The organism is Ruegeria sp. YTSA108 (genome assembly GCF_059610185.1).
On sequence record NZ_JBXWND010000004.1, the window covers coordinates 176,674 to 191,682 of the forward strand.

12 protein-coding genes and 1 tRNA gene are annotated in these 15,009 nt (G+C 54.3%); 8 read left to right on the forward strand and 5 right to left on the reverse strand.

Annotation, left to right across the window (positions count from 1 at the left end):
• Positions 1 to 8 precede the first annotated feature (8 nt).
• The 3 genes from AC2FHW_RS08090 to AC2FHW_RS08100 all read left to right on the forward strand — a co-directional run bounded on the left by AC2FHW_RS08090 (position 9) and on the right by AC2FHW_RS08100 (position 3,609).
• Complete coding sequence (locus AC2FHW_RS08090; protein ID WP_271948847.1) at positions 9 to 953, forward strand: ABC transporter substrate-binding protein; 945 nt, start codon at positions 9 to 11, stop codon at positions 951 to 953.
• A gap of 153 nt (positions 954 to 1,106) precedes the next feature.
• Positions 1,107 to 1,754, forward strand: a complete 648-nt coding sequence (locus AC2FHW_RS08095; RefSeq protein ID WP_246097210.1) for a GNAT family N-acetyltransferase — start codon at positions 1,107 to 1,109, stop codon at positions 1,752 to 1,754.
• Positions 1,755 to 1,839: 85 nt separating this feature from the next.
• Complete coding sequence (locus tag AC2FHW_RS08100) at positions 1,840 to 3,609, forward strand: adenylate/guanylate cyclase domain-containing protein (protein WP_281286267.1); 1,770 nt, start codon at positions 1,840 to 1,842, stop codon at positions 3,607 to 3,609.
• A gap of 54 nt (positions 3,610 to 3,663) precedes the next feature.
• On the opposite strand, the gene AC2FHW_RS08105 is transcribed toward AC2FHW_RS08100, so the two are convergent.
• The 5 genes from AC2FHW_RS08105 to AC2FHW_RS08125 all read right to left on the reverse strand — a co-directional run bounded on the left by AC2FHW_RS08105 (position 3,664) and on the right by AC2FHW_RS08125 (position 8,736).
• Positions 3,664 to 4,269: a pentapeptide repeat-containing protein gene (locus AC2FHW_RS08105; RefSeq protein ID WP_246097208.1), complete on the reverse strand. Its 606-nt coding sequence runs from the start codon at positions 4,267 to 4,269 to the stop codon at positions 3,664 to 3,666.
• A 113-nt stretch (positions 4,270 to 4,382) separates the two neighbouring features.
• Positions 4,383 to 5,678 carry a gluzincin family metallopeptidase gene (locus tag AC2FHW_RS08110; protein WP_246097207.1) on the reverse strand — a complete coding sequence of 432 codons (1,296 nt, stop codon included), beginning with the start codon at positions 5,676 to 5,678 and terminating at the stop codon, positions 4,383 to 4,385.
• A 44-nt stretch (positions 5,679 to 5,722) separates the two neighbouring features.
• Entirely contained in the window at positions 5,723 to 7,045 is a 1,323-nt protein-coding gene (locus AC2FHW_RS08115) for a TfuA-like protein (RefSeq protein ID WP_142636287.1), read from the reverse strand.
• On the reverse strand, positions 7,042 to 8,247 hold the full coding sequence (locus tag AC2FHW_RS08120) for a YcaO-like family protein (RefSeq protein WP_496821752.1): 1,206 nt from the start codon (positions 8,245 to 8,247) through the stop codon (positions 7,042 to 7,044). The genes AC2FHW_RS08115 and AC2FHW_RS08120 overlap by 4 nt, the downstream gene beginning before the upstream one ends.
• Before the next feature lie 404 nt (positions 8,248 to 8,651).
• A tRNA-Leu gene (locus AC2FHW_RS08125) sits at positions 8,652 to 8,736 on the reverse strand.
• 663 nt (positions 8,737 to 9,399) lie between these two features.
• On the opposite strand from AC2FHW_RS08125, the gene AC2FHW_RS08130 reads away from it, so the two are divergent.
• The 5 genes from AC2FHW_RS08130 to AC2FHW_RS08150 all read left to right on the forward strand — a co-directional run bounded on the left by AC2FHW_RS08130 (position 9,400) and on the right by AC2FHW_RS08150 (position 14,948).
• Positions 9,400 to 9,882, forward strand: a complete 483-nt coding sequence (locus AC2FHW_RS08130) for a hypothetical protein (protein WP_246097206.1) — start codon at positions 9,400 to 9,402, stop codon at positions 9,880 to 9,882.
• A gap of 2 nt (positions 9,883 to 9,884) precedes the next feature.
• Positions 9,885 to 11,897, forward strand: a complete 2,013-nt coding sequence (locus tag AC2FHW_RS08135; RefSeq protein ID WP_496821754.1) for a dynamin family protein — start codon at positions 9,885 to 9,887, stop codon at positions 11,895 to 11,897.
• A gap of 98 nt (positions 11,898 to 11,995) precedes the next feature.
• The gene (locus AC2FHW_RS08140) at positions 11,996 to 13,621 is read left to right on the forward strand and encodes a dynamin family protein (RefSeq protein WP_496821756.1); all 1,626 of its coding nucleotides are present in this window, start codon (positions 11,996 to 11,998) and stop codon (positions 13,619 to 13,621) included.
• Positions 13,622 to 13,651: 30 nt separating this feature from the next.
• Positions 13,652 to 14,053 (forward strand): hypothetical protein, encoded by a 402-nt coding sequence (locus tag AC2FHW_RS08145; RefSeq protein ID WP_271948838.1) that lies wholly within the window; start codon positions 13,652 to 13,654, stop codon positions 14,051 to 14,053.
• Positions 14,054 to 14,075: 22 nt separating this feature from the next.
• Entirely contained in the window at positions 14,076 to 14,948 is an 873-nt protein-coding gene (locus AC2FHW_RS08150; protein ID WP_496821758.1) for a hypothetical protein, read from the forward strand.
• The last annotated feature ends 61 nt before the right edge of the window (positions 14,949 to 15,009 follow it).

Below are 15,009 nucleotides of genomic sequence, written 5' to 3' on the forward strand. Positions count from 1 at the left end.
AGAATATCATGTTAACACGTCGTTTCGTTCTGGGGGTGCTCAGCGCAGCCACCCTCGCAGCTCCGGCCTCGATGGCCATGGCGGAAGAAATCTATATTCCGCTGGTATCCAAAGGGTTCCAGCACCAATTCTGGCAGGCGGTAAAGCAGGGCGCCGAACAGGCAGCCGAAGAGTTTGACGTCACAATCACATTCGAAGGACCGGACAACGAAACGATGGTCGACCGTCAGATCGACATGCTGGCCGCAGCACTGGCAAACAATCCAAAAGCCATCGGCTTTGCCGCACTCGACAGTCAGGCCGCCATTCCGTTGCTGAAGCAGGCAAATGACAAGGGTATCCCGATCATCGCTTTTGACAGCGGTGTCGACAGTGATATTCCTGTTTCTACTGCCACAACCGACAACCTAGCTGCAGCGGGGCTTGCCGCTGACAAAATGGCCGAAAAGATTGGTGGAAAAGGCAAAGTTGCAGTGGTAGCCCACGACCAGACCAGCCGCACTGGCATTGACCGCCGCGATGGATTTGTGAACCGCATTGCGGAAAAATACCCTGATATCGAGGTTGTCACCGTTCAGTACGGGCAGGGCGATCATCTGAAATCAACCGAGGTGACAAAAGCGATCCTCACTGCAAACCCCGATCTGGATGGTATTTTTGGCACCAATGAAGGCTCTGCCATTGGTGTCGTGAACGGGGTACAGGAATTGGGCACCGAAGGCCTTGTCATCATTGGCTATGACAGCGGCAAAGCCCAAAAAGACGCGATCAAAAGTGGTCTGATGACCGGGGCAATCACCCAGAACCCGGTTGGTATCGGCTATGAAACGGTCAAGGCGGCCGTCGCGGCGATGAAAGGCGAAGAAGTCCCCGCCCTAATCGACACCGGCTTTTACTATTACGATGCTTCCAATATTGACGATCCGAAGATCGCGGCAGTTCTTTACGACTAAGAGCCTGACAGCTTAATACGGACCGGTTCGCCCGATCGGCGGACCGGTTTTTTTGTCTTACTGGGTTGCAACAATCATCTTTTCTGTTTGCGGCGTTTTCATGCTATCCTCTACAGGTTATTTTTTTGATGTTTATTAAAGGTTGAAATTCCGGTGAAAAAAAAGCCCAGCAACAAGACCTATGTCCTGCGTCCCCTGGAAAAATCCGACCTTGAGACAATTCTGCCCTGGTTTCAAAATGTAGAGGATTTAGCCAAATTCGAACGCGTGTCCCGCATTCCTCTTAATCTTGCACAGACAGAGGAAAGCTGGAGCGACATGTTCACCGGCTCAGCCATCGGCCGCAGGTGTTGGTTTGTTGTTGAGAATTCGGCGGGAAAACTGGTCGGCATGAGCGGCCTCGAGGGGATATCGCCGATCAATCGCGATGCTGTCGTTGCGATGTTCGTCGATCATTCGGTGCGCCGCCATGGAGTTGGTATCAGGGCGACGGCTTTGGTCGCCGATTTCGCCTTTCGGCAACTGGGGCTGAACCGGCTGACTTCATATTATAGAGCGGATAATGTCAGCAGCAGAGACCTGGTTGCCAGACTGGGGTGTCAGATCGAGGGGTCGATGCGTCAGGCCTGGTTTGCAGATGGTCAATTTCACGATATGGTTGTGGTCGGGTTGCTGAGCAGCGATTGGTTCGAAAACCGAAATTCACTGGCGAAAGAATTGGGCGGTGAAACCATCGTTAAGCTTGGCAATAATGCCTCGGATTGCTGGTGTTGGCCCCCGCAAGAGACTGGGTCGGACTAAGAGACGTTATTACCAATCATTTCAAATCTTTTTTTGTTATACAAAAGTTAGGGTTCGTTCAGAACTCAGGAATCGAGTACCGCCAGTGAATACAGTTAACCCGAATTCATCAATCACTCAGAAGCTGGGTGCAGTCTTATTTGCAGATGTCGTCGGCTATTCTCGCCTGATGAGTGAGAACGAACTCGACACCTACAACGCTTTGAAGACACTTCTATCGCAGATCGAAGCCGCATGCGCCCGTTATCAGGGGCGTGTGGTCGAAGTGCGCGGTGACGGCATCCTGGCCCTGTTTGAAACAGCGACCAGCGCGGTCGAATTTGGTGTTGAGCTGCACCAAATTTCTGCCCAGCACAACGATTCAGGATCAGATCAACAGCAAATCAAGTTTCGCGTTGGCATCCATCTTGGAGAGATCCTGATAGATGAGCGTGGAATTCATGGCGACAACGTCAACATTGCAGCGCGATTGCAAGAAATTGCGGAACCCGAGCGGGTCTATGTCAGCTCTGCGGTGTATGATCAGGTTTGTAACCGGTTGCGGTATGGGTACGAATTTCTCGGTCCGCAGCATCTGAAGAACATTCTTTCGCCGGTTTCTACCTACTGTGTCCGCAGCGAGGTTGCCGGTGCTACTTTGGCGGGCACCATGCGTCCCGACGCTATCGTCGATCTGTTGGAACGCCCGGACACTCCGTCGGTCGCTGTGCTACCGTTTAGCATCAGCGGCGGGGATGAGTCTGACGGCTGGATTGCCGATGGTCTGACCGACGACATCATTCTGAACCTTTCCAAATTCAGAAACCTTTTCGTCATCGCCCGAAACTCATCATTCTTCTTCAGGGCGCAGTCCATGCCACCGAAGGAAGCCGCAAGAAAGCTGAATGTCCGGTATATCGCCCGTGGCAGTGTGCGTCGCTCTTCCAGTCGAATCCGCATTACTGCGGAACTGGTCGATGCAAACACTGAACGCACGATTTGGGGTGAGCGGTTTGATCGAAACATTGACGATATATTTGATATTCTGGACGAGGTGACTGAATGTATCGTCGCGGCCACGGCCGTAATGATCGAATCCCATGAGCGCCAAGTTATGGTTCAGGCCGTTCCTTCAGATCTGGAGGCATATGGCTCTGTCCTGCAGGGGCAGCAGCACATCTTCAAATACACGCGCAACGACAACCGCAAGGCACAGAATTTCTATCAATCTGCGCTGGAACGGGACGGCAACTATGCCCGTGCCGCCGCCGCCTTGTCCCGAACGTTGAATCTGGATTGGCGATACTCGTGGACCGAAGATCCAGGCAGTGCTTTCGAGCAGGCGCTGTCTTTGGCACAGCGGTCGATCGAATTGGACCCAACAGACGCACGGGGATTTGGCGAGCTGGGATTTGTCCATCTGTATCGCAAGGAGCATAGTGCGGCGCTACAGTCTTACCAACGTGCTTTGGCTCTCAACCCCAATGATGCGGATATGCATTCGGATTTCGCCGATGCGCTTGCACATTCGGGGGAAAATGAGACCGCCATCACGCATCTGCAACAGGCCATGCGTCTGAACCCGTACTTTCCGGATCAGTATCTCTGGCACCTCGGCGGCGCCTATTACAATCTCAGGCGCTATGAAGATGTTATCGAAACCGTCAACAAGATGAACAATCCAACCGAGGGTCAACGGATGCTGGCCGCCAGCCATGCGCAGCTGGGCAACATGGATATGGCACGTATGATTGCTGAAAAGCACCGCGCCGCACACCCGAACTTTTCTTTGTCACGCTGGGCCAAGGTGCTGCCCGACCGTCTGGAAGACGACACGCAGCACTTTGTCGAAGGGCTGAAAAAAGCGGGATTTTAGAACGGAAAAAAAGGCGCGAGATCCCGCGCCTTCTTTGCTGACTTTGTCCGAAGATCAGTCGCCGCCGCGTACTTTGGCTCCGCTAACCTTGGCGCCACTGACCTTGGCACCGCTGACTTTCGCGCCACTGACCTTGGCACCACTCACTTTGGCACCGCTGACCTTTGCACCGCTGATAGCAGGGCTGTCAAAGCCAAAATAGAGGTCTAGAAGAACCTGTTCGAACTGGCCTGTCATGACATCCATGCGCATGGTCTGATCGGACTTATCATAGCTCCAGAACTTGATACCGTCAGCGACCTGATAGTCCGCCGCCGCAACACCGCCAATCGAAGGATCCGTGGGCGCGCGCGAGGCCTGGTTTGGTGGCTCGCCCTTTTTGGCGACATCTTGACCATCGCCGTGAACCAGAAAAATCACCGGCTCGGGCAGGTCGTAGTAGGTGCCTTCATAGGCAAACCCGTAGATCTTGGCAAATTTGGCTTCGTCATTTCCTGAATTCGCGAGTTGCTCATCAAGATGTTTGTTGTTGCCTTTTCCTCTGCTTTTCTTTTTCGCAGGGTCGTAATCCAAATCGTCGATAACTCTGCCGTAAATCAACACTTCCGAAAAACTGAGCAAGGATTCCGCCATAAACTCATCTCCCAAATATGGGTCCATCACCCGAACCCCCTTCGATTAAATCCCGAGGATGACCGCATCGGTGTCTCCTCAAAAATCACCCCGCCTCTAAATGCCATAAATCTGCCGAAAAAAAAAGAATTTTGCTGTCATCAGTCTGGAACCTGCGTGCGGACGGAGTGTGCGTGACTGTCTTCATCAGGGTCAGGCAGCCGCGGACCGGCAGTTGCCACCCCGATATCACGCATCCGAAAGTTTCCTTCGATGATCCGCCGGAAGGCACCCCCGGTAATTTCCTGATCCACCGCCAGCATGGCCTTTTCGACACCGAAATAGCTGAGCATATCGGCGTCCAACATGCTCCAGGCGTCGGCCAGATAGGTGCCCAGGAAATCGCGCGCCTCAAGAAGTGCTACGCGGAATCCATCGGGGTTTTCGGCATATCGCTTGTCAAAAATACCCTGCATGACCTCGCTGTAATCGGGTGAATCCTCTAGCTGATCGGACAGGTCTTCCTCTGCCTGTGTGATAAGGCCATGAACCAACAGGCGCTCATGATAGATGTCCACCAAAATGTCGAACATTGCACCTGTCAGTGGCTCGGAAAGTGCATGTTCACTGGACCATCCGGCAGCGAATTCCGATAGTGACCGGTTGTTTGCGGCCGTTCTGATCTGTGCATTTTCCGAAAGCTCGGCAAAGCGATTCAGTCGATTGAAGCTGTAGAGATTGCCTTTGGTGTTTTCCAACAGCGCCTCTACCACCGAGCCAAAATGCAAAGAGGCCAGAAGCGCCACCATATCGGCGGCGGATTCATGGAACCCGTAATACTCACCCGAGACATCTCCGTCGGTGGGCATGCCCACGACGCTGTAAATGATTGAGTGGCCGATTTCATGTGCGACCACGTCGAAATTCAGGCTGTAGGGGCGATATTCGTCCCCGTGTTCATGGGTGCCCCCGGTTTCAAGGAAACCCCAACCGATATGCGCATTGTCCAGGCTTGGCAGCAGCGACAGTTCGAGCCGGTTAAAATCACGGGCGAAATGCCATGGGATTGGTCGGTCAAAATAGCCCTGCCAGACGTCCATCGTGAAATGCGCCGAGCCAAACAGATGCGCTGCCTCAAAAGCCGGGTCCGACGGGCCAATATGGATAAAGTTACCGAACTCATCAGGCATTGCCGGGGGATGGATATATCCGTTCCAGGGCGGCAGATACATTCCCGGACCATCCGGTCCGGGCACGATGGCCCCATAGGGTGTAGTCTTTCCGACAGGGTTAACCGTGTACATGCGCGGACCCGATGGACCAGGGCCGATACTGCCCTGCGGAGCCGATATTTCGACTAGCTCAAGCTGTGGGTCCTCTTCCAGAAAAGGGGATTGCGGATACAGCAGAAATCGCGTTCCAGGCTCTTCGTCATCAAGGTGATCTGGTAAGTTCACAATACCCCCCTTTCAGGCCACGCCTCGGATCCGCCTTGGGGCGGCTAGTCAACGGTACTATTTAATCCGGCATCCGCGTGACAAAACAAATACTCTGCTTCTATCAAATCAAAAAATGCTTCCCGCCCGGCCAATCCAAGTGAAACTGCATATGATTCAAGATCATCCGGCACTGGTTGGTCAAGCTGTGTTTCAAAATACCACATAACCATAGGTAGGCGCCCGCTTGCAGGACCGCCTCGGGCAGTCAATGATTCAGCTCCCCTTAGTGCCTTGCGATGGGCACGATCCCGCAATTCGGCATAGCTCCCGTCACGGCGCAACTCGCGCAAAAGCGATGACTCAAGGACCGAAGCCCGAGAGGTAATGTGGCCATGCACCCGAGCGGCATCGGCCAGCATCGCCTCGTATTCCTCGACACTCAGATCATTCTCGTCCAGCCATGCCATCAAAGCGGCGCGGCGCGACAGGCCGGCTTTTTGCCTGTGCGCATCCATCTGTGCCATCAGGGCAGGGCGGTCAGGCTCTTCATCCCGCCGATCAGCCTCTTCCCGCGCCAGCAGAGTCAGCGCGGCCCGTTCACGCAGCCGCGTATACATGTCCGGGTTCAGCCTGACTTCGTCGATAACCGCCTGATCGGCCTTCTGATCGGCATCCACTCGGGCACGCAGCCCTTTCCACATCAGCGTTTCTTCGGTCGGTTGCTGCGTCGCCGGGAAGGGAAGGTCGTTTGCCAGATCTTCGGCCATACGCCCAAGCATCTCAATGGCATCACGCGCTTTTGCATCAACCTTGCCGTTTGGCAGCCAGTCCACAAAACTCTGGATATCAGAAAGCCCGTTCAACGCGTCAATTATGTTAGGCCAACTGCGCTGACGATAGTTCATGCCTTTGGCAATCCGCAGAACCTCTGCGGCACGTTCAGCGACCAACATGCCTAGATTATGCGCCTCCTCAACCGTTGCTCGGACCGAGACCATGGGTTCGCTCAATGGCAAATAACCCAATTCTGCCGGGCTGTGCAGGACCGCAACTTCGTCGTCATCCTGCAGGGTTCGGCTGTAGAAATCCTCAAAGATTCGACCCACGCCGATCATACCAAAATCAGCCAACTCTGCCGCGCGCAAAGCACCCATGCTGGCACTGCCATAAACGGGGATTCCCTGATTCATGGCCCAAAGAATCTCTTTGTGCCAGACCGACGGGACGCCCTCAAAAAAGCCGTCTATTATCCCGATCGCGCGCGGACGATCACGTGCCACGCGATATACGTCCCCCTGCCGGACCGGGGGCAAGATCACAGGGTCTAAGCATTGGGCCACAGCATCGGCTGTCAACGTCGGGCCCACAAAAATAACGACACTCATCCGTATGTTTCCATTACACGCTGCGCGCGTTCCCCGGCGATGTAATCGGGGTCGTCATGAGGCGCTTCAAGCCCCGGTATGACAGCTCGGACAACGGCGATCTCATACTCCGGGCGCGATAGATCGACCGTGATCACCTGCGAAATACCTACAGTTTCGAGGCGGGTAGTCAGCAAGTTCAAATCCTCTTGGAATGATCCGGTGGCATATGTCGGAGTATTCGAAAAATCCTGCGTCGCGTCCGAACTGTCTATCTGATTGCGAATATAGGCACATCTTTCTATCTGCGCCTGGTCAGTAAACTCTTCTGGGTCCAGATCATCACGCGCGCCAGAGATATAGGTGAGGCGGGTTTGTGCCGCTTCGGTCAGGGCCCGCAACAAAGCAATGGCGCGATCTGGATGGCAGCCATCACCGATACCGATGTGGCCGTTCTGCCCGTCCGGCTCGCAGATCGTACAGCGGAAACAGGCGATTCCGATGTCCGAGGTGGTGTCCCAGATGCCCAGGTTCAGGCCCGCCGCCTCAACCATGCTTATTGCGTCCTTGCACCTGTCATCATCGATAGTGTCTGGGTGGATCCGTGCTGGCGCGGACTGAAATTGCCACAGTGTGGTGGCATCGCGTTCGATGAGTTCAAAGATCGCATGGCAACTGGCTTCAAACAGGTTGTTGCCGGATGCCAAACCGTTTGTCGTTCTGGGAAAAGCAACCTGCCCACCCATCGGCAAAGACGTATAATCGGTATCGACCATCTCCATTGGAACCCAACGGGCGCAAGCGGAATTCAAATCCCGACCCTCTACCCACAATCTGTTCGCATCAGGATCAAATCGGCCACCAGTTACCCGAGGTAGCTTATCAACATCCACCACCGGCGCATCGCGCGCTATATCGGTAAATCGTGCCAGACGTTGAGGCGCCGTTACCCGTTCCGCGTGCCAGCTTTCGATCGCTTCCATAACCCCCGACGCTTGCGCGGCCGGGACTGACAATCCCTTGCCGAGCGACACCGAAACCGATCGGGAATTCGGGCGCGCAACCATGACTGTGGGCAATCCGATACGATCCAGGCCGGTTAAGTTCGCAATTCGAGTAATGCCCATTTCACGCAGATAGGGCGCTACGATTTCCAATGTTTGGCTGGGGCTTCGCAGGCGATGAGTATCAAGCACATATTGCTTTTCCGATACGTCAGACATGATGCAACCTTGCCAAAAACAAAAGAAATTGGCCACTAGGCGAAAATACATGCCGGTGACCGGATCAGCTCAGGATGGGGGATGATTTCATATGGGTCAACTCTGCCGCCCATAATTGTCTCAACACGACAATCTACTTGCTGGACAATGATAAGCGCGGGCGGAACCAACTGTGCCCAGCAGCCAGCGCCTAAAATCGAATTGCAGCGACGATATTCAAAGGATGCCGCATTATTTTAACATAATCTTCATTCTGCGATATTTACTGCGCGACCGGAAACCCAAAATGTCTCGAAAAGCTGTCAGAAGCGCGCCTTCTTTCGTGCGAAGGTCCCAGGGCAATCGGGAAAGTTGCTCTATGGAGTCTAACTTAAAAAATATAATCAATGCAATACACTGAACTATGGTGCGGGTGGAGGGACTTGAACCCCCACGCCTTGCGGCGCCAGAACCTAAATCTGGTGCGTCTACCAATTTCGCCACACCCGCACGACCAGCAGCTGCTGCCGGAATGCCGCTCAATAGCAAAGCTTTTGAACGAGTGCGAGAGGGAAATTGTAGTTTACACGAAGAAAATTTATGCCCGTTTCAGAGCAAATCCAACCTCTGCTCAGAGGCACCAAACAACCCGAAAACATATGAAAGACCGCACGACCACACCGACCGGAAAGGCCAATGGACTTGCAGCTGACCAAGCTTTGCCTGACGCCGCCCAAAACAGAAATCTCGTAGACCAGGCAGACCCAAAAAAGACTATGTGAAACATAGCGTCCTGTTAAAATTCACCATTGATGAACCTGCCAAATTTAAACACCCTCACGTTGTGCCGTGTTGTTGTTGCCTTTCCCGAAAGCGCACTTTGTTTGGGCGATGGATTCTGTCTCATGACAAGATTTTGCCAAATATGGAGCTGACCACATGTATGTAAAACTATAATTTAATAAATAGTTACACTCCATTTGGGGGCCAGTTATCAAATTCGGCTCGCTGTGAACTTCAGCTGATATGCTCATATTTTTATACGCTTTTTAGTTTAGTAGTGGGCCCGGGCAAGTCCGCAGCCATACTTGCGCCACAATTCAAACGCCAAAAAATCTTATTCGCGTCAAAATAAGACCGCCTTGCCAGTAGTTGATGGGTGGAAAGGAGTTAATGAGTCTTTTGCCTTCGGGCGTCTTACCAGTTCGTTCGCTCAACTCCAGTACAAGGGTCTTTACCGTGACCAACATGATGAACTCTGCATCTGCCGAGCAAGACGCGATTGGTCTTGCACGCGAAAGTTTTCTTGGTGAACTCAAAACCCTGAATCGCGAACACCCGAATACCGGGTTTGGCATCTCGCTGCGTACGCATTCTGGCGGGCATTATTTGCTTGCCAATTCCCGAATGCCCCTGCCCGAGGTCAAATCCCAGGGTTTCCCAACAGGGCGCAGTGTTGCGTGCCTGGAAAATAGCGACTGCTTCAGCTCGATCGAAGTGCTGGCCGATGCCCGCGCATATGAATCGATCACACCAAGCGCCGAAGCCGCAATTTTGGGCAACGCCCTGAACCTGATCGCCCGGATTGATACGCTGACTAGCGCACCTCACGGGCAGATCGAACCTCATATCGCCGCTACAGGAACCGGAGGCTAACCATGGCGCGTAACGATCATCTTTTGTCTGTTGGAAACGAAGCGCTGACCCCAATGACTTCGGCCATGTCGGCATTGACGACACAGATTGACCAACTGACAGAGGTGGCGGACGCGCGCTCCTCGGCACGTCTTGCGACGCTCAAGACACGCATGGAGAATTTCACTGCCAGCGTCACGCTGGTCGGTCAGGTCAAGGCGGGAAAATCTTCGCTTGTGAACATTCTGTCCGCACGCCCTGCCCTGCTGCCTTCGGATGTGAACCCATGGACCTCTGTGGTTACCACGCTGAACATCAACACCAGAACCCAGGGTGATACAAAATCCCGGTTCACTTTCTTCGAACAAGAGGAATGGGACAATCTGATGGTTGGCGGCGGCCGGCTGGGAGAGCTGGCCAATCGGGCCGGCGCCGACGATGAAATGGACGATATCCGCCGTCAGATCGGCGAAATGAAAGCTAAGTCCGAGGAACGACTGGGTAAGCATTTCGACCTGATTCTGGGGCAAAGCCATCAATACGACTATTTCGATGAGGAACTGATCCAAAGGTATGTGTGTCTGGGTGATGAAGACGACCCGGACATCAACCCCAAGACCGGTCGTTTTGCGGATGTGACAAAGTCGGCTGAGCTGTACATGGACATCCCCCAGTACCCGATTTCCCTCAAGCTGTGCGACACACCGGGTGTAAACGATACGTTTATGGTGCGTGAACAGATCACCCTGCGCAGCCTGCGCGGGTCCGAAGTCTGCATTGTGGTTCTGGCAGCCAGTCAGGCTCTGACCACAATGGACATGGCGCTGATGCGGATCATCGCTCAGTTCGAAAATCGTCAGATTATCCTGTTCGTTAACCGAATTGACGAACTTGCAGATCCGGTCACCCAGGTTCCTGAGATTCGGGATCGGATTCTGGACACGCTGAAACACAACAATATCGACACCAAGGCAAGTGTCGTGTTCGGCAGCGCCCTGTGGGCCGAGGCCGCGATAACTGGCAATCCCGATATTCTGTCTGAGGAATCCCGGAAAGCCCTGAACACGTTCTATCTGGCGGCCGGGTTTGGCGATCAGGCCCCGTCACTGGACAAGATTTGGGCGTTGTCCGGTTTGCCCGACCTATTGCTGGCGATGAATGAACGCATTGCCGAAGGCGCAGGAACTCGACTTCTGGACCGTGTACGCCACCGGGCGCGCAACATCGCCAGTCAGATCCGGGCGACCGCCGTGGCCAAAAAACTATCCGACAGCGAAGGGATCGTGCGAGAGCTGAACGGGGTAGCACCCGAAGACGCCGTGGCCGAGGTCAACGCAGAGTATGAAAAAAAGGCCGCTGAGCTTACTGCTTCCTTGCGCGCGAAAGTGCTTGAGCGTCTGAACTCGGCCGAAGCCAACTTTGTTAAACGTGCCACCGATTCTCTAATCGCGCATCTTGAGCAAAATGGCGAGCAAGGAACGTGGCAGTACGATCCTGCCGGTCTGCGGACCTTGCAAAAAGCGGCCTATTTTAGCTTTGCCCGGTCGATGCGCAAAGAAGTTGGTGCGTTGTATTCAGCGGCAGCCGCTGACATCGAAGCGTTGTATCAAAGCTTGCTGGGCAACCATCTGGGAGAGTTCAGCATCGAGGCACCAATCGTCCCGCGGGTACCACCTCCACTGGGTATCGGACGCACGATTGCCCTGGACTTGCAAAGCACATGGTGGCGCCGCTGGTGGCAACGCCGCAATGGTTTCGAGGCCTATGCGGCGGATTATACGCGCCTGATCACATCAGAGGCGAATTCGATCACCAAGGATATCGAAGAAAACCAGATTGCAGCAGTTCTTGAAAATGTCCGCGCCGCCCTTTCCGACTTTATGCGCGAGCAAAAGGAGACTCTGTTGAACATTTCGGCCTCGGCCGAAAAGGACCCCGGTCGCAGTGCAGCGCTGATGGAGGGGCTGGCCCCTCAGAAATCCCGCGACGATATCCTCGGCGATATCCTGAAAGATCTTAGTAACGAGGCAGCATAAGTAGCGATATGGCAAAAGATTCACAAACCCGCTTCGTCTCTTCAAAAGCATGGGACCGCATTGAGAAATGGTCCCGCAGGAAACCTGTTTTCGCACTTATGGGGGAATTCAGCGCCGGCAAATCAACCTTGATGAACTTTCTGCTGCGCTCGGAGGCACTGCCTACACAGGTTACAGCCACACAGCTGCCACCAGTTTGGTTCAGTTGGGGTAGAAGGTCGGCCTATGTACAACGCCCTGACGGAACTCGCGAAAACATCAACCTGGACCAGTTGGAACAAGTCGGGGTGAATGATGCCCAGTTTATTCGCATATTTCTGGAATCCGACATTCTTGAAGCCGTCGACCTGATTGACACTCCGGGTATTTCCGATCCCAAGATTTCTACTGATGTCTGGCGACGGGCTGTCGGTCAGGCAAATGGCGTTATTTGGTGTACGCACGCCACGCAGGCATGGCGCGAAACTGAACGGGCAACCTGGGTTTCCCTGCCCGAACGGTTGCAACATAATTCATTGCTGCTGGTCACACGTGCAGACGTTTTGGATGTCAAGGATCGCCAAAAGGTCCTTCGTCGTGTGAACCGCGAAGCAGGTCACCTGTTCAACCGTTCGATCCTGTTTTCAGCCCGTGATGCCATCATGGCCCGCGACAAAAGTGGGGACGCCGAATTGTGGACCCGCAGTGGCGGTGGCAAGATGGTCGACAGCTTCCTGGAAATCACAGAACTGATCATGGACAGCCGCGCTCATCAGCTGGCGCGTTATCAAATTGACACCAGCTTGTCCGATGCTCCTCAGGTACACCCGCTGCGCCCGCGGCGCAATTTCTCGAATGTACAGGGAACCGCTCCGCTGAAGCTGGTAAATCCGCTGCATGAGGGAACAGAGCCCGAGGTGGTAACACAATTCCCAGTGCGCCCTGCCCGGGTCGAACTGCGCCCTGATGAGGTTGAACGTGCCCCGCGCATTGACCCACAAGAGGCCGAACGTCTGCGCGCCGACATGACCTCGGGCGCCGAGATCGTAAAAGAAGAAAAAGAAGACGAATTGCGGGCGTTCTTCCGGGAGACCACTCCCGAGGACTCGGACGTTGCCGATCTGTCCGTTGCTCCTACCGAGGATGATGAAACAGACCCACAGGCCGTATCCGTCATTGATGAAACTGACATTGTTGAAGTTCAGCCACTTTCTGCGGAAGCCGAAGTTGCTGAAGAAGAAAACCTGTTCAGTGACGAAGACGAAGCTGACACATTCATGGCCTCTTTGGAGGACCAGCTTACAGATGTTCCGGAGCCCGAAGAGACCGCTCAGGCAGAGCCGGAAGAAACCCCGGTCGAACTTTCCGTGTCCTCGATCACAGCGTTGATGGCTGAACAATCGGATGATGCCGAGGATGAGTTCGAACCAGAGCCGGAAACCAATGGCCTGATGAACACTCAGGTTGTCGCCATGCCAGAGAGCAGACCGGAAATCGCGGGCTCGTTTGAAGACATTGTAAACGTGTCCGTCGACACCCCGCTTAGCGCGGCGGCGATGTGGCGCGAGGTCACGGATGGCGAAGACATGCCCACCAACCCAGAAGCGTTGAAGAAGGTATTTCAAGCATTTCTTGAGGAGTTTGACCAAATCACGGCCGAACACAATGCGCGAAAATCAGATAACGCGGTAAGGCCCATGGCCAATACCTCTGAAGACACGGGTGTTGAACGACATGTACTTTAGCCGTGAGAAACCTAGGAGACAGGGCAACTGATGTCTATCGAAACAGCATTAAACGATGCGATGGCGACCATACCCGACTGCATAGCAGCCGGGTATGTCGACATGAAGACAGGTATGTTGCTAGGCACCCATGTCTCAGACTCGGAAAGTGCCGAAGCCTTGGATACTCTGGCCATTGCGGTGGCCAACCTTTTTCAGGGGCGCGGTGTGATCGCGTTTGAGAATCTGCTGCGTTCGACCGACGCCGACGATACGGAAAATCCTGGGTTTGGCGAAATCGCAGTGTTTTCAAAGGATCGGCTGAATATTTTCCTGCGGACCCCGGACTACCCGGACCATGTGGTCTGCTACATCTGTCGCGACAGTGCCAATGTGGGGCTGGCGCTTACTAAATCGCACATAAGCCTAGGGCCGGTTACGGCCGCTGTATAACGGGACCAGAGGGGGTCACGGCATGATGGATACTGACATACTGGACATGCTCGAAGACATCGGGCGGTTGTCGGTCGCCCGTTTGAATCCGACGGTTACATTAGCTGCTGAGACGAGTGAGATTCGTCGTGAAAAGATCCTGCGTACAATTCGCGGAACCATTTTGCCGCGTCGGCTGGAATTTACCGCGGCCAATGGCGATTGTCTGGCAATGGAGGTCAACAGCTCGCGGGTAACTGATGTTTTCCGGGTCCGCTCGGGCATGATACCGGATTTTGAAACTACTCCGCGTGAAGAGCTTGCGACTCGCTTGGCCGAATTGGTGTCCGATATTGCAGCAGCCCCTGCCCCGTTGGAGTTGCTTTCTCTGCAGCCGGACACGGCGCTTGAGGTTGATGATGTCGGTGTGACTTTCAGCGAGATTGCAAAGGCTTGCGGCACTATCGAGCTGCCGCCCGAGACGGTCGTTTCTTTGGTTCCCGACACGCCTGCCCCGCAAGAAACAGATATTCCAGCGTCCGCCGCCGGGGCGACAGCAGGAACCATTGCCAGCGCGTTTTTTGATGGCGCTGAACGGTTCGCATTGGGACGCGCCGAAGTCACCGTGGACGGTGCAGCCATCTCGCGGCTCGAAGGAGTATGCGACGTCGGGCAACCCCTGCACGCCGATCAGGATCTGCTTCGTCAGTTTGCACAGGATCTTGTTGGGTGGGACGGTGACGCCGCCACCGCGCTGGATCATCCTCAGCTGATTGTAATGCGGCCTTCAGGGGGCAAAGGGGATGCGCTTGCCGTTCTGCATGACGGGTCACAATTTGCGCTGGCCATTCATGAAGCGCGCAAACTGGGAGCCGTCGTAAACCTTTGGAAATCAGTTACGGGATCGGAAAAATGATCCGGTGCCAACAGTTCAATTTTTCAACGAATTCGATCCGTGAAATAAAGTAGTCAGGGTA

What these genes read in the sequence shown, in the direction of transcription:
- AC2FHW_RS08090 (WP_271948847.1), top strand. Translation starts at nt 9, where the DNA reads ATGTTAACACGTCGTTTCGTTCTGGGGGTGCTCAGCGCAGCCACCCTC.
- AC2FHW_RS08105 (WP_246097208.1), bottom strand. Translation starts at nt 4,269, where the DNA reads ATGGACCCATATTTGGGAGATGAGTTTATGGCGGAATCCTTGCTCAGT.
- AC2FHW_RS08115 (WP_142636287.1), bottom strand. Translation starts at nt 7,045, where the DNA reads ATGAGTGTCGTTATTTTTGTGGGCCCGACGTTGACAGCCGATGCTGTG.
- AC2FHW_RS08120 (WP_496821752.1), bottom strand. Translation starts at nt 8,247, where the DNA reads ATGTCTGACGTATCGGAAAAGCAATATGTGCTTGATACTCATCGCCTG.
- AC2FHW_RS08130 (WP_246097206.1), top strand. Translation starts at nt 9,400, where the DNA reads ATGAGTCTTTTGCCTTCGGGCGTCTTACCAGTTCGTTCGCTCAACTCC.
- AC2FHW_RS08135 (WP_496821754.1), top strand. Translation starts at nt 9,885, where the DNA reads ATGGCGCGTAACGATCATCTTTTGTCTGTTGGAAACGAAGCGCTGACC.
- AC2FHW_RS08140 (WP_496821756.1), top strand. Translation starts at nt 11,996, where the DNA reads ATGGGGGAATTCAGCGCCGGCAAATCAACCTTGATGAACTTTCTGCTG.
- AC2FHW_RS08145 (WP_271948838.1), top strand. Translation starts at nt 13,652, where the DNA reads ATGTCTATCGAAACAGCATTAAACGATGCGATGGCGACCATACCCGAC.
- AC2FHW_RS08150 (WP_496821758.1), top strand. Translation starts at nt 14,076, where the DNA reads ATGATGGATACTGACATACTGGACATGCTCGAAGACATCGGGCGGTTG.